The sequence below is a fragment of the Mesorhizobium sp. M0815 genome (assembly GCF_040319995.1).
Lineage (GTDB): Bacteria > Pseudomonadota > Alphaproteobacteria > Rhizobiales > Rhizobiaceae > Mesorhizobium.
In genome coordinates, this window is record NZ_JAMYOU010000003.1 from 1 (window position 1) to 23,331 (window position 23,331).

Below are 23,331 nucleotides of genomic sequence, written 5' to 3' on the forward strand. Positions count from 1 at the left end.
CCGCTAAACACGGGGGCTGCGCGGCGGACACGCCGACGTCACAGCTACTGCCACGCCATTTTTGCAGAACTTGACGCACACAACTGGGAGATGTCCGGCAGGACAGAGGGGGGTGTGAAGGATCGCTAACCTTCGACTGATCCTTTCCAATTGGGAACGGCCTGAGAACGTGGCTCCGATTGGGCTGGCAGTCGGAGGGACAGCACCCCCTCTGCCCTGCCGGGCATCTCCCCCGCAAGGGGGGAGATCGGCAGCTTCGCCGAAGGCGACCCACTGCGAAATACCGCTCAATCGGGAAGGTAGATCTCCGCCTTCATGAAGGTCTTCGCACGGCCTGTGATCAGCACGCGATCTCCGGCCAGCTCGCATAGCAAGTGCCCGCCGCGTTGCGAGTATTGGAATGCCGACAGATGCGTCTTGCCGAGTTTTTCAGCCCAGTAAGGCACCAGCGTCGCATGAATGGAGCCGGTTACCGGATCCTCGGGAATGCCTGCTCCGGGCACGAAATAACGCGAGACGAAATCATGGGCCTGCCCAGGCGCGGTAATGACCAAGCCGAGAGGATGAAAACGTCCGATCCTGAGCAGATCGGGAACGAAAGATCGCACGCTTGTCTCGTCGGCAAGCTCGACAAACAGGTTCTCGAAATTGCGGAAGCCCGCAACCGTCCGCTGAGACAATATCGCTTGCAGCGCCGACTTCAGCTCTTCCTCGACGGGCTGCGGCGGAAAACACGGCAGATCGAGCTGATAGGCCCCTTCCCGCTGGGAAACCCGCAACTCGCCCACCCGGGTGGCGAAGGCCATTTCGCCCTGACCACTGTATTCCGTGGTCAGCACATGGGCGGCCGCAAGAGTGGCATGGCCGCAGAAGTCGACTTCATGGACCGGCGTGAACCAGCGCAAATCCCAACCTTTGCCATTCGCCCGCACAAACGCCGTTTCGGCAAGATTGTTTTCGTTGGCGATGGCCTGCATTACCTGCTCCGGCAGCCACTCCTCCAAAAGGAGAACGGCGGCAGGGTTGCCCTGGAAGGCCTGTTCGGCAAAGGCGTCGACCTGATACATCGTCAGCGTCGGCATATCAGGCCCTCAAGGATGTCCGCTGGGCGGCGCGCCATTTCGGCCGTGCCCGCCCCCGGTGCAGGTTCACGCCGTCTCGAGAGCCGCTTTCACCGCAGCGATCGCGTCTTCGGCCTTCGAGCCGTCCGGGCCGCCGGCCTGGGCCATATCGGGTCGACCGCCGCCGCCCTGCCCGCCCAATGCCGCGGACGCGACGCGCACCAGATCGATTGCGCTGAAGCGGCCGGTCAGATCATCGGTGACCGCGACGACGACGCTCGCCTTGTTGTCCTCGCCGGCGCCGACAAAGACGACGACGCCGGAGCCGAGCGACTTCTTGCCGGCATCGGCCAGCGGCTTCAAATCCTTTGGCGAGACGCCCGATACCGCCTTGCCGAGAAAACCGACACCGGCAATCGTTTCGTTTTCCGCAGGCACACCGGCTGGCGAGCGATCGCCGAGCGCCAGTTTCTTGCGCGCCTCGGTCAGCTCCTTTTCGAGCTTCTTGCGCTCGTCGAGCAGTGCCTCGACGCGGGCCGGCACATCGGCCGGCGAAATCTTCAGCGCGGCGGCGGCCGCCTTCAGCCGCTTGTCCTGCTCGTCGAGATGCTTTCTGGCCGCCTCGCCGGTCAACGCCTCGATGCGGCGCACGCCGGCAGCGACCGCGCTGTCGGACACGATGCGCACCAGGCCGATATCGCCGGTCGCCCTGACATGGGTGCCGCCGCATAGCTCGACCGAATAGGGCCGGTTGGCCTTGGCGCCATGCAGGCCCGTGCCCATCGAAACGACGCGCACTTCATCGCCATATTTCTCGCCAAACAGCGCCATGGCGCCTTCGGCAATGGCGTCGTCGACCGACATCAGGCGCGTGGTTACAGGGCTATTCTGAACGACGATTTCGTTTGCCATGCGCTCGACCTCTTCGAGCTCGTCCGGCGAGATCGGCTTGTTGTGGGAGATGTCGAAGCGCAGACGCTCGGGCGCGACCAGTGAGCCCTTCTGCGCCACATGGGTACCCAGCACCTCGCGCAGCGCCTCATGGATCAGATGCGTGGCGGAATGGTTCGCGCGCAGCCTGGAGCGGCGCGCGTGGTCCACCCTCAGCTCGACGGTCGCGCCCGTCTTGACCGTGCCGTTGGCCACCTTGCCGACATGGACGAAAAGCCCATCGGCCTTCTTCTGCGTATCGGATATCTCGATCGAGAACCCGTCGCCTGAAATGACGCCGGTATCGCCCATCTGGCCACCGGACTCGCCATAGAACGGCGTCTGGTTGACAACCACGGCAACGGCGTCGCCTTTGCCGGCACTGTCGACGGTCTTGCCGTCCCTGACCAGCGCCTGGACGAGGCCTTCCGCCTGCTCGGTCTCATAGCCCAGGAATTCGGTGGCGCCGTTCTCCTCACGCACCGCGAACCATACCGTTTCGGTTGCGGCCTCACCGGAACCAGCCCAGCTTTTGCGCGCCTCCGCCTTCTGCCGCTCCATCGCCTCGGTGAAGCCGGCAAGGTTGACCGAGATGTTGCGCTGGCGCAGCGCGTCCTGCGTCAGATCGAGCGGAAAGCCATAGGTGTCGTAGAGCTTGAACGCTGTCTCGCCATCCAGCATGTCGCCGGAGACCAACTTTTCCGTCGCCTCCGAAAGCAAGCCCAAGCCTCGCACCAGCGTCTTGCGGAAACGAGTTTCCTCAAGCTTCAGCGTCTCGGTGATCATCTGCTCGCCGCGCACCAGTTCCGGGTAGGCTTGGCTCATCTCGCGGACCAGCGCCGGCACCAGCTTCCACATCAGCGGCTCATTCGAGCCGAGCAACTGCGCGTGGCGCATGGCGCGGCGCATGATGCGACGAAGCACGTAGCCCCGCCCTTCGTTGGACGGCAGCACACCGTCGGCGACCAGGAAGCAGGACGAACGCAAGTGGTCGGCGATGACGCGGAACGATGCGACGGTGTCCGCATCCGGACCGCGGCCAAGCGCCGACGACGCAGCGTCGATCAGGTGGCGGAACAGGTCGGTCTCGAAGACGCTTTCAACCCCTTGCAGGATGGAGGCCATGCGCTCGAGGCCCATGCCCGTGTCGATCGACGGACGCGGCAGGTCGACGCGCTCGTCCTTCGTCACCTGTTCATACTGCATGAACACCAGGTTCCAGAATTCGAGGAAACGGTCGCCATCCTCCTCGGGACTGCCGGGAGGGCCACCCCAGATGTGCTCGCCACGGTCGATGAATATCTCCGAACACGGCCCGCACGGTCCGGTGTCGCCCATTGCCCAGAAATTGTCCGAGGTCGCGATGCGGATGATGCGATCGTCGGAAAGACCGGCGATCTTCTTCCAGTAGGAGGCGGCCTCGTCGTCGTTGTGATAGACGGTGACCAGCAGCTTGTCCTTCTTCAGCCCGAACTCCCTGGTGATCAGGTTCCAGGCAAGCTCTATGGCGCGCTCCTTGAAATAATCGCCGAAGGAGAAATTGCCGAGCATCTCGAAGAAGGTCAGGTGTCGCGCGGTGTAGCCGACATTGTCGAGGTCGTTGTGCTTGCCGCCGGCACGAACACTCTTCTGGGCAGTCGTCGCACGCGAATAGGGCCGCTTCTCCAGACCGGTGAAAACGTTCTTGAACTGCACCATGCCGGCATTGGTGAACATCAGCGTCGGGTCGTTGCGCGGCACCAGCGGGCTCGACGCGACGACCTCGTGACCTTCCTTGCGAAAATAGTCGAGAAATGCCGACCGGATCTCGTTGACGCCACTCATGAATACTGCCTTTTCGAGAGAACCGCCGGCTGCCGGCGGAAAATAGACATGGCCTTTTAGCGGTCGCACCGCAGCCTGTCCAGAAACACCAAATGGGCTCAAATCCCGGCTTTCACCGGCGCTTTGAAATGCGTCTGACTCGCCGTCAAACGCCAACCGCCGGCACGGGGCCGGCGGTTCAAAATGTACCGATTACGCAAACTCAAAATCAAAACATCAAATCCAAACCCGGCTGACGCTCCGGGAGGCGTCGCTTTTCCTACATCGCCCCGGCGTCGTCCTCGAAACCGTCGTCGCTGCTTTCGGAGCCGCCGTTCTCAAGGAATTTCTCGGCGATCAATCCGGCATTCTGCCTCAGCGCCAATTCGATCTCGCGCGCCGTGTCGGGATTGTCGCGCAGGAACAGTTTTGCGTTTTCGCGGCCCTGGCCGAGACGCTGCGAATTATAGGAGAACCAGGCGCCCGACTTTTCGACCACGCCAGCCTTGACGCCGAGATCGACCAGCTCGCCGGTCTTGGAGACGCCCTCGCCATACATGATGTCGAACTCGACCACCTTGAAGGGCGGCGCCAGCTTGTTCTTGACGACCTTGACGCGGGTCTGGTTGCCGACGACCTCGTCGCGATCCTTGACCGAGCCGATGCGGCGGATGTCGAGGCGGACCGAGGCATAGAATTTCAGCGCGTTGCCGCCGGTCGTCGTCTCGGGCGAACCAAACATGACGCCGATCTTCATGCGGATCTGGTTGATGAAGATGACCATGGTGTTGGAGCGCGAGATCGAGGCGGTGAGCTTGCGCAGTGCCTGGCTCATCAGGCGGGCCTGCAGGCCGGGCAGCGAATCGCCCATCTCGCCTTCGATTTCGGCCCGCGGCGTCAGCGCCGCCACCGAATCGACCACCAGCACGTCGATGGCGCCGGAGCGCACCAGCGTGTCGCAGATCTCCAGCGCCTGTTCGCCGGTATCGGGCTGCGAGATCAGCAGGTTTTCGAGATCGACGCCGAGCTTGCGGGCATAGACCGGATCGAGCGCATGCTCGGCATCGACAAAGGCGCAGATGCCGCCCTTCTTCTGGGCTTCGGCCACCGTGTGCAGCGCCAGCGTCGTCTTGCCCGAGCTTTCCGGTCCGTAGATCTCGACGATGCGGCCGCGCGGCAGGCCGCCGACGCCAAGCGCGATGTCCAACCCAAGCGAGCCGGTCGGCACCGTTTCGATCTCGACGACCTGCTCGTTCGCGCCGAGCCGCATGATCGAACCCTTGCCGAAGGCACGCTCGATTTGCGACAGCGCCGCATCCAGAGCCTTTGATTTGTCCACCGCTTTGTCCTCTACAAGCCGCAAAGAATTCTGAGCCATGATACATCACCCCGTGGTCGTCAATGGAGGCCGGACAATCCCGCAATCCTTAAAAGAATGTACCTCGTTTGTTCTCATTTGTCAATGAGCCCCAAGGGTTTGAAAAATAACTGATATCCATATTTGTTCTATTTTTGTTTCGCAATTTTGCTTCCGGACGTATCCCGCCTCGCATGCGGCGCCGTTGCCGTCACCATCCGAATCGCACCCGCGATTGCAGGGTTCCGCCCGGCGACCTAGTCTCCTCCCGGGCAACAGCAAAGGGCATTTTGCCGGCATGATGAAATCCCCGACGATCCTGGCCGTGGGTGGCGCCTATATCGAGCGGCGCGGCCGGGTTGCCGGCGCCTTCGTGCCGGCCGCTTCCAACCCCGGCACGATGCGCGAGCATGTCGGCGGCGCCGCCTTCAACGCCTTGCGCTGTGCGGTGCGGCGCGGCGTCTCGGCCTCGCTGCTTTCGGTGCGCGGCGGCGATGCCCTGGGCGACACGGTTTTACGCGCCGTCACCGACGCCGGCATTGCCGATTTGTCGGCGGTGTTCCTCGACCGCGCGACGCCAAGCCATACGATGCTGGTCGATAGCGACGGCGGGCTGATCGCCGGCCTTGCCGACATGGTGCTCTACGAGCTGGCGCTTCCCAAGCAGATCCGCCGCGCCAAGGTGCGAGACGCGATCGGTTCGGCCGACGCGGTGCTGTGCGACGCCAACCTGCCGTCTTCCGCAGTGGCGCGGCTGGCGGCACTCGCCGCCGGCAAGCCGGTGTTTGCGCTTGCCGTCTCGCCCAGCAAAGCGGCGCGGCTGACGCCGGTGCTTGATCTTCTGGCACTCGCCTTCATGAACCGGCACGAGGCTGGCGTGCTCGCCGGCGTCGACATCGATGCTGACGACCAAGGCATCGTCGACGGCCTGAGACGCGCGGGCCTGAAAAGCGGCGTGATCACCGCTGGCGACGGACCGGTGCTCGGTTTCGACAAATTGGGCGCGTTCTCGATCCTGCCACCGCCGCTCCAAAAGCGGACCGATGCTGCCGGCGCCGGCGACGCATTGGCCGGCGCGACGATCGCCGCCCTGCTGCGCGGCCTGACGCTGCGCGCGGCACTGTGCGAAGGCGTTGCCGCAGCTATGCTCACCGTCGAGAGCGCCGCCTTCACCAGCGCCGGCTTTGCCGAGGCGCTGGCGCTCGTGCCCAGGCGCGGGACCTGGCGTGAAATGCGGCCCAGAATTGCCGAAGCATGACGCAGCCTATTTGCCGGCGCGCCGTCCTGCCTCGTAGGCGCGGCGCGCCCAGATCGCCATCTCGTCGGGGTCGTCGAAAGCGCTGTCGGGAACGCTCCAATAGGGCATCGACACCAGCTTTCCGTGGCGCGAGCCGGTATAGGTCCATTGCCGGCAGCCGGCCGCTTCGAAATCCGGGGCGCTTTCGGCGTCGGCCTTCAGCATCAATTCGCCACGGATGACAATGGCGACGATGACGCCATCGAAATAGATGCCCTTGCCGCCGAACAGCTTGCGGATGCTGACCGGGCCGAGGCCTTCGAAAAGCTCTTCTATGCGCTCGTTGTCCATGGCGCGATCATGTCACCGGGATTTCCCCTTGTCATCGCCGCTACCGGCACCATCCTGACAAGTTCAGAATCAGTTTCATCGGAGTTTTTCATGCCGCTTCTGCTCAAAGGGTCCTGCCGGTGCAATGCCGTGCGTTTCGAGGTGGAAAGCCACACGCCGGTGCCGTTCATGCTGTGCTACTGCTCGATCTGCCGCAAGCAGCAGGGCGGCGGCGGTTTCGCCATCAATCTCGGCGCCGATTACGAGACGCTGAAAATCGAGGGCAAGCGCCATCTCGGCGTCTACCGGGCCGAGATCGAGGACGACGAGCACCCGCAACGCGAGATCTCGACGGGCGAACGGAACTTCTGCACGAAATGCGGGACGGCACTCTGGCTCTACGATCCAACCTGGCCGGAGCTGGTGCATCCGTTTGCCTCGGCAATCGACACAAACCTGCCGAAGCCGCCGGAGAAGGTGCATCTGATGCTGAAATACAAGGCGAACTGGGTCGAGCCCGATATCGGCAAGGGCGACAAGGTCTTCGATGTCTACCCGGAAGAGTCGATCGCCGACTGGCACAAACGAACCGGGATGTGGGTGGATTAGCGTTTCTTCTCCCCGTTCGCTATCGCGTATGGGCAAGCGCCCCCTCACCCGGATTGCCAACCGAATTGCGAAGGGCAATCCGGGGCAATCCGACCTCTCCCCGAGGGGAGAGGAAGTCGCCCAGCGCTGGCGCCAGCCTCTTCTCCCCATCGGGGAGAAGGTGGCCCGAAGGGCCGGATGAGGGGGCGGCGAAGGAAAAGCCTTAGGCCGAAGCGCGCGCCTCGGCCAGTGCCTTCAGATCGGCAGGCTTCAATTCGACCGATTCGCCGCAGCCGCAGGCCGAGCTCTGGTTCGGGTTGCGGAAGGTGAAGCCGGTGCGCAGCGTCGTCTGCTCGAAATCCATCTCGGTGCCGAACAGGAAAAGCGCTGCCTCAGGCGCGACATAGACGTGGGCGCCGTCGCGCTCGATATGATCGTCCTTAGTGTTGGGCTCGGTCACCAGGTCGACCGTATATTCCATGCCGGCGCAGCCGCCCTTCTTGATGCCGAGGCGAATGCCATGCGCATTCTCACGGGTCGCGACGATCTCGCGCACCCGGTCGGCAGCCTTTTCGGTCATCGTGATGACGGCAAAGCGTCCCATTCTTTCCTTCTCCATTGCGCGCAGGTTCAAGGTCTGCCGAATGATTCCTCACCTAAAATGGTGAAGTTTTGTACCCGGCGCAAGTGCGCCAGCCTTTGGCTGGTCGGATGCTAGTACCACCCCACCGCTACCTGTGCCTCTTCCGACATGCGGTCGGGCGACCAAGGCGGGTCGAAGGTCATGTTGACCTCGACGCCGGAAACGCCTTCGACGGCGCCGACGGCGTTTTCGACCCAGCCCGGCATTTCACCGGCCACCGGGCAGCCCGGCGCGGTCAGCGTCATGTCGATCTTGACCGAGCGGTCGTCCTCGATGTCGATCTTGTAGACGAGGCCGAGCTCGTAGATGTCGGCCGGGATTTCGGGGTCATAGACCGTCTTCAGCGCCGAGACGATGTCGTCTGTCAGCCGCGCCAATTCGTCGGCGGGGATTGTCGATCCGGAAACCGCCGCATTGGTCGTCGTTTCCGAATTGGTCTCGGCGGTGTGGCTGGCATCATCCATGGTCGTCACCCGAAGAACTTTCGCGCCTTTTCCAGCGCATCGGCCAAAGCATCGACTTCGGCCCTGGTATTGTACATGCCGAACGACGCCCTGCATGTGGATGTTACGCCGAAGCGTTTCAACAGCGGCTGGGCACAATGCGTGCCGGCGCGCACCGCCACGCCCTGCCGGTCGATGACCATCGACACATCATGCGCGTGGATGCCCTGCAGCTCGAACGAGATGATGGCGCCCTTGCCAGGCGCATCGCCGAAGATGCGCAGCGAGTTGATGGCGCGCAGTTTTTCATGCGCATAGTCCTTCAGATCGGCCTCATGGGCGGCGATGCGCTCGCGTCCGATCTTTTCCATGTATTCCAGCGCCGCACCCAGCCCGATCGCCTGGACGATCGGCGGCGTGCCGGCCTCGAAACGGTGCGGCGGGTCGTTGTAGGTGACGATGTCTTGCGTCACCTCCTCGATCATTTCGCCGCCGCCCATGAACGGGCGCATCCGCTCCAGAATATCCTTCTTGCCGTAGAGCACGCCGATGCCCGACGGGCCATAGACCTTGTGGCCGGTGAAGACGAAGAAATCGCAGTCGAGATCCTGCACGTCGATCGGCATATGCACGGCGCTCTGGCTGCCGTCGACCAGCACCGGAATGCCGCGGGCGTGCGCAATGCGCACGATCTCCTTGATCGGCGTGACCGTGCCCAGCGCATTTGACATATGGGTAATGGCAACCAGCTTGGTGCGGTCGGTCAGCCGTTTTTCGAATTCCTCGATGTGGAAGACGCCGAGATCGTCGACCGGCACCCAAACCAGTTTTGCGCCCTGCCGCTCGCGGATGAAATGCCACGGCACGATGTTGGAGTGGTGCTCCATGATCGACAGCACGATCTCGTCGCCTTCGCCGATATTGGGCATGCCGAAGCCATAGGCGACGGTGTTGATCGCCGCCGTGGTGTTCGAGGTGAAGACGATGTTGTCGGTGCTCGGCGCGTTGAGAAATCTCTGTACTATCTTGCGCGCGTTCTCATAGGCGTCGGTCGCGGCGTTCGACAGGAAATGCAGGCCGCGATGGACGTTGGCGTATTCCTGGGAATAGGCGTGCTGGATGGCGTCGAGCACAGCCTGCGGCTTCTGCGCCGAGGCGCCATTGTCGAGATAGACCAGCGGTTTGCCGTAGACTTGCCGCGACAGGATCGGGAAGTCGCGGCGGATCGCCTCGACGTCGTAGGGAATGTTTTCGACTTTCTGGTCCATCACAAGCTCTCTCGAGGCATCGCCTCATTCCGTCCAGCACCCCTCGGCCAATTCTACCCGTGCGTCAAAAACCAATCGTCGAGCCGTCGTTCCAGCGCCTCGACGATGGCCTCGTCGTCCAGTTCCTCGATCACTTCGGCGACGAAGGCCTTGACCAGCAGGCCGCGCGCGGTCTTCTCGTCGATGCCGCGCGCCATCAGGTAGAACAGATGGCTGTGGTCGATCTCGGTGACGGTCGCGCCATGGCCGCAAACGACGTCGTCGGCGAAGATTTCAAGCTCCGGCTTGGTCGAAAACTCACCGTCGTCCGACAACAGCAGCGTGTTGCAGGCCATCTTGGCGTTGGTCTTCTGCGCATATTGGTGGACGTTGATACGACCCTGGAAGACGCCGCGCGCCTTGCCGGTCACCACGTTGCGGATGACTTCGGTCGAGGCGGTGTGCGGCACGGCATGGTCGAGCACCATGGTGACGTCGGTATGGGTGTCGCCGGCCAAAAGATTGATGCCGCGCAGCGTGAAGTCGGCGCCCTCGCCGGTCGTCCTCACGACGACCTCCTGGCGCACCAGCTTGCCGCCGGCATTCATGACGAACAGCGTCAGTTTCGAATTCTTGCCGAGATGCGCCTTGAACTGGGCGAGATGTGTTGCCGTATCCGGCTGCTCCTGCACGATGAGCCATGTCACTTCGGCGCCCTCGCCAAGCACAAGCTGGCTGACCGAGCTGACCAGCGCCGCCCCCTCGCCCGCCTGGCGCTCGACGATGACAGCCTTGGCGCCGGCACCGACGCGGACGGCCAGGCGTACATGCGTCTGTCCACCGGCCTGCAAATTCTGCAGCTCAAGCGGCTTTTCCAGTTCGGCACCGTCGGCGATGTCGACGAAATAGCCGTCGGCGACAAAGGCAGTGTTCAGCGCGCCGATCGCGTCATCGGTGCCATAGGAATCCAACCCCGGCGCGATGCTGCCGTCGGTCAGCTTCTCCGACAGGCGCTGTACCGCGACGCCCTCGACAGCAGCCCATTTGGCGCTCGAAACGCCGTTCAGCACCGGCAAAACGCTGGAGCCTTCGACGATCGGCGCAATGGCTTTCGCAACCGCTGCCGGATCGAAGTCCGGCACCGAGGTCAGCAGCCGGCGCAGGTCCGTATAATGCCAGGATTCGATGCGCCGCGTCGGCAGGCCGCCCTTGATCGCCTCGATGGCGTCGTCGCGCTTCAGCATCACCGCGCCGTCGCCGGGCAGCAGCGACAGCCGCTCGCCAAAGGCGTCGATCAGCGCCGTTTCGGCCAATGTTCGCTGGGGTGTCGTGTGCATGTTCATCAGTATCGCCTTGTTTGGCTTGCCGTCCGGGCCTGCTGGCATCTCACGCGGCTTGCCCGATCACGCCGGCATAGCCATTGGCCTCGAGATCGAGCGCCAGCGACTTGTCGCCCGACTTGATCACCTGGCCTCTGTAGAGCACGTGCACCGTATCCGGCACGATGTATTGGAGCAGGCGCTGGTAGTGGGTGATGACGACGATGGCCCGGTCCGGCGAGCGCAGCGTGTTGACGCCGTCCGCGACGATCTTCAGCGCATCGATGTCGAGGCCGGAATCGGTCTCGTCGAGGACGCACAGTTTCGGCTCGAGCAGCTTCATCTGCAGGATCTCGGCGCGCTTCTTCTCGCCGCCGGAAAAACCGACATTGAGCGGCCGCTTCAGCATCGCCATATCCATGTTGAGCGAGGCGGCCGCTTCCTTCACGCGCTTGAGGAATTCCGGGATCTTCAGCGGTTCCTCGCCGCGCGCCTTGCGCTGCTCGTTCATCGCCACTTTCAGGAATTCCATGGTCGCCACGCCCGGTATCTCCATTGGATACTGGAAGGCGAGGAAGATGCCGGCAGTAGCGCGCTCGGCCGGATCCATTTCGAGGATCGACTGGCCGTTGTAGAGGATGTCGCCTTCGGTGACCTCATAGTCCTCGCGGCCGGCGAGGATGTAGGACAGCGTCGACTTTCCCGAGCCGTTGGGACCCATGATAGCGGCAACCTCGCCGGCCCTGACCGTCAGGTTCAGGCCGCGGATGATCTCGGTGCCGTCATCGACGATGCGGGCGTGCAGGTTTTTTATCTCAAGCATTTTTTCTTTTTCCTGAAAATTCTTATCCGGTCAGCCGACCGAGCCCTCGAGGCTGATGCCGATCAGCTTCTGCGCCTCGACCGCGAATTCCATCGGCAGCTGCTGGATGACGTCCTTGACGAAGCCGTTGACGATCAGCGCGATCGCCTCTTCTTCCGGGATGCCGCGCTGCATGACGTAGAACTTCTGGTCGTCGGAAATCTTCGAGGTGGTCGCCTCATGCTCGAACTGCGCCGTCGAATTCTTGGCTTCCATGTAGGGCACGGTGTGCGCGCCGCACTGGTCGCCGATCAGCAGTGAATCGCAGTTGGTGAAGTTGCGGGCGTTGGTCGCCTTGCGGTGGGCCGAGACCTGGCCGCGATAGGTGTTCTGCGAAAAACCGGCGGCAATGCCCTTGGAGATGATGCGGCTCGACGTGTTCTTGCCGAGATGGATCATCTTGGTGCCGCTGTCGACCTGCTGGTAGCCGTTCGACACGGCGATCGAATAGAACTCGCCGCTGGAATCGTCGCCGCGCAGGATGCAACTCGGATATTTCCAGGTGATGGCCGAGCCGGTCTCGACTTGCGTCCACGAAATCTTCGAGCGATGGCCGCGGCAGTCGCCGCGCTTGGTGACGAAATTATAGATGCCGCCCTTGCCCTCGGCGTCGCCAGGATACCAGTTCTGCACCGTCGAATATTTGATCTCGGCATCGTCGAGCGCGATCAGTTCGACCACCGCGGCATGAAGCTGGTTCTCGTCGCGCTGCGGTGCCGTGCAGCCTTCGAGATAGGAGACGTAAGCACCCTCCTCGGCGATGATCAGCGTGCGCTCGAACTGGCCGGTGTTCTTCTCGTTCATGCGGAAATAGGTCGACAATTCCATCGGGCAGCGCACGCCCTTGGGGACGAAGACGAAGGAGCCGTCGGTGAACACCGCCGAATTCAACGTTGCGTAGAAATTGTCGGAGGTCGGCACGACCGAGCCGAGATATTTCTTCACCAGCTCCGGATGCTCGCGGATCGCTTCCGAGATCGAGCAGAAGATGACGCCGGCCTGCGCCAGCTCCTTCTTGAAGGTGGTGACGACGGAGACCGAATCGAACACCGCGTCGACAGCGACACGGCCCGACTTGTAGACATTGTCGCTGGCTTCCTCGAGCTCCGAGGCATCGGTCTTCTGCACGCCGGCGAGGATCTCCTGTTCCCTGAGCGGAATGCCGAGCTTCTCGTAGACCTTCAGCAGTTCGGGATCGACGTCGCTGAGCGAGGTCGGTCCGGGCGTGCTCTTGGGCGCCGCGTAATAGTAGAGGTCCTGAAAATCGATCTTGGGATAGTGGACGCGCGCCCATTTCGGCTCGTCCAGCGTCAGCCAGCGGCGATAGGCTTCCAGGCGCCATTCCAGCATCCAGGACGGCTCGTCCTTCTTCGCCGAAATGAAGCGGATAATGTCTTCGCTCAGGCCCTTGGGGGCCTTGTCCATCGCGATTTCGGTCTGGAATCCGTATTTATACTGGTCGACATCGATCTTTCGAACTCGATCGATCGTCTCCTGCACAGCAGGCATCAGCGTTCTCCATCCACGCCGGGGTCAAGGCCCGGCAGTTTTCAAACTATGGCACCGCCAACCAGCACCCTTTGGGCACCCGAAGCGGCGTAAGTTTCATATAGTGCGTTCATGCCGGAAATTCACCCGGCCAAATGCAAACGCACGGCTCTACCAGGCCGTAAGGCCCAAATGTCACGTTGCCGCGCTCAGGCGGCCTTTTCCCTGTTTGCCCGCCGCGCGACGATCGTCGCCAGCGCCGAACGGAACAGCTCGATGTCTTCAGCGCCGGTCGCGTGACCGATCGACACACGCAAAGCGCCAAGGCTGTCGCCATAACCCATGGCCTTCAGCACGTGACTAGGCCCGACCTTGCCCGATGAACAGGCCGATCCGGCCGACAGCGCCACACCGGCCAGGTCGAAGGCGATCTGCGCCGTCTCGGCCTTGATGCCGGCAATAGCGAAGAATGTGGTGTTGGCAAGCCTTGGCGCGCCGGTCCCGAAGAATTCGGCATCCGGAACCAGCGTTTTCACGATCGCCTCGATTTCGTCGCGACGTTGCCGCACCGCATCGATCGTTTGCAAGCCGGCAAGCGCCTCACGCGCCGCCGCGCCAAACCCGGCAATCGCCGCCAGGTTTTCGGTGCCGCCGCGATGGCCCTTTTCCTGGCCGCCGCCGCTGACCAGCGGCTTCGGCATCATCAAGTCCGACGCCGCGACAATGGCGCCGACGCCCTTGGGGCCGCCGATCTTGTGCGAAGAGAGAATCAGATAATCGGCGTAACCCGTTGACATATCGAGCGGAATGCGGCCGGCCGCCTGCACGGCATCGACCACCAGGATGCCACCCGCCGCCTTGACGATTTCAGCAATGCGGCCAACCGGCTGGATCACGCCGGTCTCGTTGTTGGCGGCGTGGATGGCTACCAGCGGCAAGCCGTCGGCCTTGTCATGCGCACCGAGCGCTGCCGCCAAGGCGTCGAACCTGACGATGCCATCGGCGTCGACGCCGATCCGCGTCAGCTGCGCGGCCGGGAAGCGCCCGCCATTCAGCAGGCAAGGATGATCGGCCTCGGACACGTAAAGCCGGCTCATGCGGATGGCGCCGCGCCCCATCTGCCAGTCCGGCGTCAGCAGCGTCGAGGCCGCTTCCGTAGCGCCGGAGGTGAACACGACATGCTCTGTTTTGGCGCTGACCAGTCGTGCCAGGTCGCGCCTAGCATCCTCGATCAGCCGCCGTGCAGCGCGGCCCTCGGCATGGACCGAGGACGGGTTGGCGGCGACGTCGAGCGCAGTGACCACGGCCGCGCGCGCCGAGGCAAGCAGCGGCGCGCTGGCGTTGTAGTCGAGATAGGCGCGAGCTCCGGCCATTTCCGTCCAACTGGTCCCTTCAAAAGCCGTTCCGCGAAGATAGCGCGTTATTTCCTTGAAATTGCAAGGCAAGACGTCCTATTTACGCGGCTTGCGGCGCGGGTGGCCGAGCCACAATTTTTTGGCCGCCCAGTTTTGAACAATTCTAAACTAGCTTCTAGAAAGACGCCCGCCCTGCGTCAAGGCCTAGGGAAGACTGGGGCCTAGGGAAGACTGGGGCCAGAGGAAGAGTTGTTCCGGGCGCCGCGCAGTTTATGCCAAGTGGAGTATTTCATGCCTGAGGTCATTTTTACCGGTCCGGCCGGCCGCCTGGAGGGTCGCTATCAGCCCTCGAAGGAAAAGAGCGCGCCGATTGCCATCGTCCTGCACCCGCACCCCCAGTTCGGCGGTACGATGAACAACAAGATCGTCTACGACCTCTTCTACATGTTCCAGAAGCGCAATTTCACCACGCTGCGCTTCAATTTCCGCGGCATCGGCCGCAGCCAGGGCGAATTCGACCACGGCACCGGCGAGTTGTCCGACGCTGCCGCGGCGCTCGACTGGGTGCAGTCGCTTCATCCGGATTCCAAGAGCTGCTGGGTTGCGGGCTATTCGTTCGGCTCGTGGATCGGCATGCAGCTTCTGATGCGCCGGCCCGAGATCGAAGGCTTCATCTCGATCGCGCCGCAGCCCAATACCTATGATTTCTCGTTCCTGGCACCCTGCCCGTCGTCCGGCCTGATCATCCATGGCGACGCCGACAAGGTCGCGCCGCCAAAGGACGTGCAGGGCCTGGTCGACAAGCTGCACACGCAAAAGGGCATTACCATCACCCAGAAGACCTTGCCCGGCGCCAACCATTTCTTTGCCAACCATGCGGAGCTTTTGATCGAGGAATGCGCGGACTATCTCGATCGCCGGCTGGCCGGGGAGCTGTCCGACCCACGGCCGAAGCGGCTGAGATAGTCGGGGAACGAAAATGTACCAGCCGCCTCACTTCCAGGAAACCCGGCAGGACGTCCTGCACGGGCTGATCCGGGCGCATCCGCTTGGCCTGCTGGTCTCGAATGGAGCCGAGGGGCCGGTCGCCAACGCAATTCCCTTCCTGCTCGATGCCCCCTCCCTGCTCAACGTGGATGTGCCGCCGAACGGCAGGCTGCGCGCGCATCTGGCTAGGGCCAATCCGCAATGGCGGCTGTTGGCCGACAATCCGCTGGCGCCCGTGCTGGTCGTCTTCCAGGGCGCCGACGCCTATGTGACGCCGTCCTGGTACGAGACCAAGCGTGAAACCGGCAAGGTTGTGCCGACCTGGAACTATGCAATCGTCCAGGTGCGCGGCATCGTCAAGGTGATCGAAGACCAGGATTGGCTGGCCGAGCAGATTGCCGATCTGACGATGTCGCAGGAGGACAATCGCGCGGCGTCGTGGGCGGTGACCGACGCGCCGGCACCCTTCATTCAGTCGCAGATCAAGGGCATCGTCGGCCTGGAGATCGCGATCACCGAAATCAGCGGCAAATGGAAAGTCAGCCAGAACCGGCCGGCCGCCGACCGCGTCGGCGTCGCCGAGGGGCTCGAGAGCGAGACCGTCAACTCGGCCGATATGATCGAACTGGTAAGGTCCTACGGCGGGCTGGACGGCAAGTAATCTCGATCGGCTTAGGCCGGTTGCGGGCTCAATCGACCTTGGTCATCGCCGCCTTGCGCTCGTTGGCGATCAGCCAGAGATTGCGGATATAGATCAACAGGCCCATGGCCTGGCCGGCGATGAACACCGGATCCTGACGCTGGATGGCGTAGATCAGCAGCAGGCCGCCGCCGAACAGCGAAAAAAACCAGAAGGCGATCGGCACGACACTGCGCTTGGCCTTTTCCGACGCCACCCACTGCACCAGAAAGCGCATGGTGAAGAAGAACTGGGCGACGAAGCCGAGCAGGACCCAGGCATCGAATTGCTTGACGAAAACATCGTGAAGCCAGGTCGCCAATTCCTGAAGCACGTTACCCATGCCTGATTTCCTCTACTTTGGGCATTCTGCGGCGCCTGCGGCGCAGCCACCAGACGCCGGCAAGATCGAGCACGCCCTGCAGGCCGCGATCGAAGATGCCGTAATTCGATTTGCCGTGGCGGCGGGAGCGGTCGACGACGTCGCAATGGACGACGCGGTAGCCCTCCTGGATGACCAGCGCCGGAACAAAGCGGTGGGTGCCGTCGAAGAACGGCAATTTCCTCAAAATATCGGTATGGATCGCCTTGAGGCCGCAGCCGGTATCCCGCGTCTCGTCATGCAAGATGGCCTTTCTCAGCCCGTTGGCGAAACGCGACGCCAGCTGCTTGATCTTGCTGTCGCGGCGCTTCAGACGCTGTCCCTGCGCAGCCCCGACGTCGGGACCAGCCTGCCGGAGCGCGTCGATCAACACTGGGATATAGCCGGGATCGTTCTGGCCGTCGCCGTCGATGGTGGCGATGATATCGCCGCGCGCTGCCCAGGCGCCCGAGCGTACCGAGAGCGACTGGCCGGCGGATTTCGCATGCCTGAGGTGGCGCAGCGGAAACGCGCGAAGCGCCGCCTGAGCGGCAAGGACCGAAGGCGTGTCGTCGGTCGAGCCATCGTCGACGACGATGACCTCGAAGTCGCGCCCAGCCATGGCAGCGCCGATCTCGTCGAGCAGAAGCGGCAGGTTCGCCGCCTCGTTCCGGCAAGGAATGACGATGGATATCTCCGGCATCTCGACTCTGTCACAGGATATGGCATTCGATCGATGCCGCGCGGTCCAGCGGATGAGGCCCGCTGGTGCGGCGCCTCATTACGCCAGCCGAAACGAGGACGCAAGCAGGCGCGCCGGAAGTGAAGGATGATCGCTTCAGGTTTGGATGGCCTCTCACGTTACCCGTTCCGGGGAGAGCCGCTTGTCTCGCGACGCGCGGCTCTCCCTTCTCCCTTGTGGGAGAAGGTGTCGCCGAAGGCGACGGATGAGGGGTGCTCCAGCTTGGCACCAACCGCGCTCTGTCCAGCACCCCTCAACCGTCTTGGCGCTGCGCGCCAGTCCACCTTCTCCCACAGGGGAGAAGGGAAGAGGGCGCGCTAAAACCGGATTCCACTTTTGCTGATCGCGCTTGAGTGCTAAACGCCCGCCTTCATGCATAGCCGAGCCACGTTCGGCCGGAAGCCTTTCAGGAAAGAAAAATGTCCGCCTTCAAATCCGATTTCCTGCGCACGATGAGCGAGCGCGGTTTCATCCACCAGACCTCGGACGATGCCGCCCTCGACCAGCTTTTCGCCACGGAAACGGTGAGCGCCTATATCGGCTTCGACGCGACCGCCAGGAGCCTGCATGCCGGGTCGCTGATCCAGATCATGATGCTTTACTGGTTGCAGCAGACCGGCCACCGGCCGATCGCGCTGATGGGCGGCGGCACCTCGATGATCGGCGATCCGTCGTTCAAGGACGAGGCGCGCAAGCTTTTGACGCCGCAGGACATCGAGAACAATCTGGCCGGCATCCGCCGCAACTTCATTCCCTACCTCAAATTCGGCAGCGGCCCCAACGACGCCGTCATGATCAACAATGCCGACTGGCTGATGGATATCAACTACGTCAATTTCCTGCGCGATGTCGGCAGGCATTTTTCGGTCAACCGCATGCTGGCCTTCGATTCGGTCAAGCTCCGGCTGGACCGCGAGCAGTCGCTGTCGTTCCTCGAATTCAACTACATGATCTTGCAGGCCTACGACTTCGTGGAGCTCTACAAGCGCCTCGGCTGCCGGCTGCAGATGGGCGGCTCCGACCAGTGGGGCAACATCGTCAACGGCATCGATCTCGGCCACCGCATGGAAGGCGCGCAGCTTTATGCGCTGACGACGCCGCTGCTCACCACTTCGTCCGGCGCCAAGATGGGCAAGTCGGCCTCGGGCGCGGTCTGGCTCGATGCGGAGATGTTGAGCCCGTACGAGTTCTGGCAATATTGGCGCAATACCGAGGATGCCGATGTCGGCCGTTTCCTGAAGCTCTACACGACCTTGCCGCTCGCCGAGGTCGCGCGCCTCGAACGGCTCGGCGGCTCGGAGATCAACGAGGCCAAGAAGATCCTCGCCACCGAAATCACCGCCATGCTGCATGGCCGCGAGGCGGCGGAGGAGGCCAGCGAAACGGCGCGCAAGACATTTGAGGAAGGCGCGCTCGCCGAAACACTGCCGACCGTCGAGGTGGGCAGGGCCGAGCTCGAAGCCGGCGTCGGAATATTGTCGCTGTTCGTCACCGCCGGGCTGGCTGGGTCAAACGGCGAGGCGCGGCGGCATATCCAGGGCGGCGCCGTGCGCCTCAACGACCAGCTCGTTGCCGACGATCGCAGGATGGTGACGCTGCAGGATATGGGCCTGGAAAATGTCGCAAAGCTGTCGCTCGGCAAGAAGAAGCACGTTCTGGTGCGGCCGGTTTGACGCGCAACCGTTGGTGCCGGCGGGACAGCGCCCCCCTCTGTCCTGCCGGACATCTCCCCCACAAGGGGGGAGATCGGCTTTCGCGCCGGCTTTCGCCAATCTACAACGTTGCAGGAAGAGCGCAGCGTGGAAGCTGCCAATCTCCCCACTTGTGGGGGAGATGTCCGGCAGGACAGAGGGGGGCGCGAAGGATCACTACAGAGCGTCGGTGTCCACCCGCCTACCCTGCCCGCCTACCCTGGCCGCCTCACCGATACTCGAAGATCGACCGGAATATCCCGGGCGCGATCACCGATAGCGGATTGACCTCCAGGTTGGGCTTGTTGGCGTTGCCCTTGAGCCTGTAGGTGACGCCGATCAGGCCGCGGTCGCGGCCGTTGCCGAGCAGCGCGCCGATCAGCGGCAGTTCGCCGAAGATGCGGTTTACGCCGTAGGCCGGCATGAACGTGCCGGTGATGTCCATATTGTTGTTCTGGTCGTAGAGCGTGCCCTGGAAGGTGGTGCCGATGCGCGAGCCGCGCAGCACGCCGTTGCGCAGCTTCAGATAGCCGCTGCCCTTCTCGATTTCGCTGAAACCGCGCTCGAACTTCACCCTCGACGTGTCGAGATTGCCTTTGACCGCCTCGTTGAGGCTACGGCTGTCGCCAGCCGGCGTCGTCGACACGATCGAGGCGAGCTTCGGCTCGTTGACGATAAAGAAGTTCTTGGCGTCGACTTGGCCTTTCATCGGCCCGTCGCCGGCCCCGGTGAGTGCCAGCGTGATCGAGCCGCCTTCCATGTGCTCGTAGATGTTAAGGAAGCGCAGTATGGCACCGGCATCGGCCGACTTCATGTTGAGCGCGCGCAGGCCGCCGCCGGTCGTATTGCTGATGGTGATCGCGGCTCCCGAATCTGCCGTGGCGCTCACCTTGAGCCCGTTCACCCTGGAGCCGGCGGCGCTGTAGTCGAGCTTCAGATTCGATAGCACCTCGTCATGGAAGCCGGTCAGGGAACTGACGTCGGCGCTGACCGAGATCGTATCGACGCCGGTGGTCTTGGTGGCGGTGTCGACGTCGGACGTGAATTGCTTGATCAGCGAGCGTGCGTCCAGCGCGCTGCCGCTAACCTCGACCGCATAGGCCTTGCCCGACCGCTTCACCGAGACGGCGACGTCGTCGCCCCTGTTCAACGTGACCTTGCTGAACCGGGCCGAGGACAAGGCGCCGTTGACCAGCACCGCGCTGCCGTCGATGGAGAAGGTCTTGCCGTCGAGTTCGAAATTGGACAGCGTCGTGGTGTCGCCGGTCTTCGCCATGGCGAAGGTGACCTTGGCGGGAATGCCGGGGCCCTTGCTCCAGCCGGCCCAGGGAATGTCCAGCCTGGCATTGGTCAGGTCGGCCGACACGTTCTGGTTGCCGGTGCCGCTCTTGTCGATCGCCACCTTGATGGTTCCGGAAAGCAGCGTCGACAGGCCAGGCATGGCGGTGGCGCGGGTCTTGTCGTCGAGCACCAGCGCTACTTTACGACTGCGCGGCGGGCCGCCATCCCTGAGCGGCTCGATCAGGTCGAGCTCGGCCGGAATGCCGTTGAGCAGCGCCTTGGCCGAGATCACCGCCCGGTCGGGTGCGACGGTGATCGAGCCGTCGGCATGGCTGACCGTCTGGCCCTCGAACGGCTTGGCCAGCGACAGGTCCTTGTAGTCGAGCGCCACCAGCCAATCGAGTTTGGAGGAGTCGACGCCGGACTGCAGCGGAATATCGGCCTTGACGTGGCCGGTCACCGTGCCGGACAGGTCGTCCGGCAGCAGGCCGACATGGCGCATGGCGTTGATCGGGTCATAGGATGCCAGTTCGGCGATCGCCGGCGCCTCGCCGGCGACATCGATGTCGAGCGCGCCGATCACCGGCGGATGGTTCGCCGCCTTGACGGTGAGCGTGCCGTTGCTTGCCGCCACGGTACGGCCGCTCGGCATATAGACGCTGCCCGAGGACAGCGCGACGTCGACGTCGTTGCCGTGGAAGCCGACAACGCCGACGGCATCGCGGATCGGCGGAATACGGCCGGCCGTGTCGAAGCGCGATCCTTCAACCTGGAATCGGCCGAAGACTTCATCGGCGGAAAGCGGCACGCCGTTGCCGAGCCGTCCGGGTACGACCTGGAATTGCAGGCTGCCATCGACGACGCGGCCGCCGAACAGGTTCTTAAGCACCCACAGCCTGGCATTGCGCGCCGAAAACCACGGCCATAATTGCTTGACGTGCGAGACCGGCATGTCGTGGACATTGAGCGCCACCGAAATGCCCGGCGCCTGGTTGGCGACGAATGAAACCGAAGCCGTGCCCAGCACTTCGCTGCCCGGTCCGGACCGGACGCCGATCTGCTCGGCGACCAGCTTTTGGCTCGTCGGCTGGTAGATGCCGGCAATACGGGCAATGAAGCTGAGCGCCGGTTCCGGCGAATCCGACGGCGCCAAGGTCGAACCGTCGCTGGTCAGGTCGTAGCGATAGGATGGCTCCTCGCCCGCTGTGCCGGTCGCCGGCTTCGGCCCGATCGAACCGGCAAAATCGAAGGTCGAGCGGCCGGTCTTCACCAGCAATCCATCGACCTGGATCTTGTTCGAACCGGCGACGAGCGTTGCATCGAGATCGACGTCGGCCGGAAGCAGGCCGCGCGAACCGAGATCGAGCACCGATCCGGTCAGCGACAGGGCAGCGGTCAGCCGCGAGCCGTTGTCGCCGGCCGCTTCCGACCCCGCCAGCTTCAAGGCGATTGCGCCCAATTTGCCACCTGCAGCCGCAGTGTCGGCGTCGGCCGCCTGGATGCTGGCGTCCAGCGTGGTGATGCGTCGCGTCGCCGGATCGCGGGTGGCGGAAGCGGCGATGGTGAGCGCCCTGCCGTCGACATCCGCGTCGGATGAAAACTCCATGCTTCCCGGTCCCGACTGCGACACGGAGGCGTCGGCGATGGTGACCGACTTGACCGATCCGGTCTCGGGCAGTGCCAGCTCGACGTTGCGCAGATCGATCTGGCGCACCGAATCCTCGCGCACCGCATCGAGCGCGCGGTTGACGTTGGCGAAGACGGCGACGGAAAGTTTTTCCGGATCGATGAGACCGTCCTGGTTGCGCAGCCCGGCCGTCCAGTCGCCGCCGGACGGCATTGCCGCCATGACGATGTGCGCGTCGGAAATCCGGGCGCTGGTGAGCCGCACCTCGCCCGAAAGCAGCGGGATGAGCCGGATGCCGAAGCGGACCCGGCCGGCATCGGCCATCGGTTTGCCGTCGGCGGTCTTGAGGCTGACGTCGCTGACCTGCAGCGCAATGAAGCTCGACCCGTCAAGCGTCAGCCGGGCCGGCCCGACGGCAACATCGACATCGAAGCCGGCCAATTTCTCGATTGCCGTCTCGGCTTCCGCGCGAAGCCGCTCCGAGCCGAAACCGGACACGCCGATCGCATAGACACCGGCCGCAGCCAGCAGCACAAGGGCGACGAGGCCGGCAAACAGCCGCGCCATCAAACGAACGCCGCGACCGATCGACGCCTGGCCGAGCGGCGGGACGCGGCACGCGGACGGAAAGGTTCCCAGGTCGGTGATCTCGTCACGCCTGAACCTGATCTTCTCGTGCTGCGGTAGCTCCTGATCCACGCAATCTTCCGTTGAAACGAATTCGATCGTGGACGAATCCCCGCTCGACATTATATCGATGCAGCCTGGCGCGTAACCTCAAACAAGGGCATCGGTATGGCTGACCTCGACGTGGGCGATGTTGCGCCGCAATTCGATCTTCCGCGCGACGGCGGCGGTTCACTCAGCCTCGCCGCATTGCTGGGAAAACCCATCGTACTCTATTTCTACCCACAGGACGACACCACAAGCTGCACCAGCGAGGCGATCGGCTTTTCGCAGTTGAAGCCGGAATTCGAAAAGGCCGGCGCTGTCGTCATCGGGCTGTCGCCGGACAGCGTCAAGAAGCACGACAAGTTCAAGGCGAAATACGATCTGAGCATCGACCTGGTCGCCGACGAAGAGCGCAAGGTGATCGAGGCCTACCATTTGTGGGTCGAAAAGAAGCTCTACGGCCGCATTTATATGGGCGTCGAGCGGGCGACGTTCCTGGTCGGCCGGGACGGACGCATCGCCAGGATCTGGCGTAACGTCCGCGTCAAAGGCCACGCCGAAGCGGTGCTGGAGGCGGTTCGCGCCCTTTGAGAGCTGCGGCACGCCGCTGCAATTCGATGCCCGTTTT

At 63.2% G+C, this 23,331-nt stretch carries 20 protein-coding genes; 6 read left to right on the forward strand and 14 right to left on the reverse strand.

Annotated elements, in window-relative coordinates:
• Window positions 1-287: 287 nt before the first annotated feature.
• The 3 genes from NKI01_RS05025 to recA form a co-directional block, all read right to left on the reverse strand.
• Window positions 288-1,082, reverse strand: coding sequence for a PhzF family phenazine biosynthesis protein (locus NKI01_RS05025; protein WP_023717368.1), 795 nt, complete (start codon window positions 1,080-1,082; stop codon window positions 288-290).
• Between the two features lie 66 nt (window positions 1,083-1,148).
• Window positions 1,149-3,815: an alanine--tRNA ligase gene (gene alaS, locus NKI01_RS05030; RefSeq protein ID WP_352962351.1), complete on the reverse strand. Its 2,667-nt coding sequence runs from the start codon at window positions 3,813-3,815 to the stop codon at window positions 1,149-1,151.
• A gap of 259 nt (window positions 3,816-4,074) precedes the next feature.
• A complete protein-coding gene (recA, locus tag NKI01_RS05035) occupies window positions 4,075-5,172 on the reverse strand; it encodes a recombinase RecA (protein ID WP_023717366.1) in 1,098 nt (365 codons plus the stop codon).
• Window positions 5,173-5,449: 277 nt separating this feature from the next.
• On the opposite strand from recA, the gene NKI01_RS05040 reads away from it, so the two are divergent.
• Window positions 5,450-6,409 carry a PfkB family carbohydrate kinase gene (locus NKI01_RS05040; RefSeq protein WP_352495795.1) on the forward strand — a complete coding sequence of 320 codons (960 nt, stop codon included), beginning with the start codon at window positions 5,450-5,452 and terminating at the stop codon, window positions 6,407-6,409.
• 6 nt (window positions 6,410-6,415) lie between these two features.
• Here NKI01_RS05040 and NKI01_RS05045 read toward each other — a convergent pair whose 3' ends face one another.
• Window positions 6,416-6,739, reverse strand: coding sequence for a TfoX/Sxy family protein (locus NKI01_RS05045; RefSeq protein ID WP_023717364.1), 324 nt, complete (start codon window positions 6,737-6,739; stop codon window positions 6,416-6,418).
• A gap of 90 nt (window positions 6,740-6,829) precedes the next feature.
• Between NKI01_RS05045 and NKI01_RS05050 the strand changes: the two genes are divergently transcribed.
• On the forward strand, window positions 6,830-7,327 hold the full coding sequence (locus NKI01_RS05050; RefSeq protein WP_023717363.1) for a GFA family protein: 498 nt from the start codon (window positions 6,830-6,832) through the stop codon (window positions 7,325-7,327).
• A 202-nt stretch (window positions 7,328-7,529) separates the two neighbouring features.
• Here NKI01_RS05050 and sufA read toward each other — a convergent pair whose 3' ends face one another.
• From sufA to NKI01_RS05085, 7 genes are all read right to left on the reverse strand, one after another.
• On the reverse strand, window positions 7,530-7,910 hold the full coding sequence (sufA, locus tag NKI01_RS05055) for a Fe-S cluster assembly scaffold SufA (protein WP_006206001.1): 381 nt from the start codon (window positions 7,908-7,910) through the stop codon (window positions 7,530-7,532).
• 110 nt (window positions 7,911-8,020) lie between these two features.
• On the reverse strand, window positions 8,021-8,413 hold the full coding sequence (locus NKI01_RS05060; RefSeq protein ID WP_023717362.1) for an SUF system Fe-S cluster assembly protein: 393 nt from the start codon (window positions 8,411-8,413) through the stop codon (window positions 8,021-8,023).
• A 5-nt stretch (window positions 8,414-8,418) separates the two neighbouring features.
• Window positions 8,419-9,660 carry a cysteine desulfurase gene (locus NKI01_RS05065; RefSeq protein ID WP_352495793.1) on the reverse strand — a complete coding sequence of 414 codons (1,242 nt, stop codon included), beginning with the start codon at window positions 9,658-9,660 and terminating at the stop codon, window positions 8,419-8,421.
• A gap of 53 nt (window positions 9,661-9,713) precedes the next feature.
• Entirely contained in the window at window positions 9,714-10,982 is a 1,269-nt protein-coding gene (sufD, locus tag NKI01_RS05070) for a Fe-S cluster assembly protein SufD (RefSeq protein ID WP_352962121.1), read from the reverse strand.
• 43 nt (window positions 10,983-11,025) lie between these two features.
• Window positions 11,026-11,781 (reverse strand): Fe-S cluster assembly ATPase SufC, encoded by a 756-nt coding sequence (gene sufC, locus NKI01_RS05075; protein ID WP_352481179.1) that lies wholly within the window; start codon window positions 11,779-11,781, stop codon window positions 11,026-11,028.
• Between the two features lie 30 nt (window positions 11,782-11,811).
• Window positions 11,812-13,329: a Fe-S cluster assembly protein SufB gene (gene sufB / locus NKI01_RS05080; RefSeq protein ID WP_023717358.1), complete on the reverse strand. Its 1,518-nt coding sequence runs from the start codon at window positions 13,327-13,329 to the stop codon at window positions 11,812-11,814.
• A gap of 188 nt (window positions 13,330-13,517) precedes the next feature.
• Complete coding sequence (locus NKI01_RS05085) at window positions 13,518-14,681, reverse strand: cysteine desulfurase family protein (RefSeq protein WP_352845053.1); 1,164 nt, start codon at window positions 14,679-14,681, stop codon at window positions 13,518-13,520.
• Window positions 14,682-14,954: 273 nt separating this feature from the next.
• On the opposite strand from NKI01_RS05085, the gene NKI01_RS05090 reads away from it, so the two are divergent.
• Entirely contained in the window at window positions 14,955-15,629 is a 675-nt protein-coding gene (locus tag NKI01_RS05090; protein WP_023717356.1) for an alpha/beta hydrolase, read from the forward strand.
• Between the two features lie 13 nt (window positions 15,630-15,642).
• Window positions 15,643-16,311, forward strand: coding sequence for an FMN-binding negative transcriptional regulator (locus tag NKI01_RS05095; protein ID WP_352962124.1), 669 nt, complete (start codon window positions 15,643-15,645; stop codon window positions 16,309-16,311).
• A 28-nt stretch (window positions 16,312-16,339) separates the two neighbouring features.
• Here NKI01_RS05095 and NKI01_RS05100 read toward each other — a convergent pair whose 3' ends face one another.
• Together NKI01_RS05100 and NKI01_RS05105 are read right to left on the reverse strand one after the other, a co-directional pair.
• On the reverse strand, window positions 16,340-16,672 hold the full coding sequence (locus NKI01_RS05100; RefSeq protein WP_023674681.1) for a lipid-A-disaccharide synthase N-terminal domain-containing protein: 333 nt from the start codon (window positions 16,670-16,672) through the stop codon (window positions 16,340-16,342).
• Window positions 16,665-17,393, reverse strand: coding sequence for a glycosyltransferase family 2 protein (locus tag NKI01_RS05105; RefSeq protein ID WP_352495790.1), 729 nt, complete (start codon window positions 17,391-17,393; stop codon window positions 16,665-16,667). The genes NKI01_RS05100 and NKI01_RS05105 overlap by 8 nt, the downstream gene beginning before the upstream one ends.
• A 458-nt stretch (window positions 17,394-17,851) precedes the next feature.
• On the opposite strand from NKI01_RS05105, the gene tyrS reads away from it, so the two are divergent.
• A complete protein-coding gene (gene tyrS, locus NKI01_RS05110) occupies window positions 17,852-19,105 on the forward strand; it encodes a tyrosine--tRNA ligase (protein WP_352495789.1) in 1,254 nt (417 codons plus the stop codon).
• 247 nt (window positions 19,106-19,352) lie between these two features.
• Here tyrS and NKI01_RS05115 read toward each other — a convergent pair whose 3' ends face one another.
• Window positions 19,353-22,730: a hypothetical protein gene (locus NKI01_RS05115; protein ID WP_352962128.1), complete on the reverse strand. Its 3,378-nt coding sequence runs from the start codon at window positions 22,728-22,730 to the stop codon at window positions 19,353-19,355.
• Between the two features lie 96 nt (window positions 22,731-22,826).
• Between NKI01_RS05115 and NKI01_RS05120 the strand changes: the two genes are divergently transcribed.
• Entirely contained in the window at window positions 22,827-23,294 is a 468-nt protein-coding gene (locus NKI01_RS05120; protein WP_023717351.1) for a peroxiredoxin, read from the forward strand.
• Window positions 23,295-23,331 lie beyond the last annotated feature (37 nt).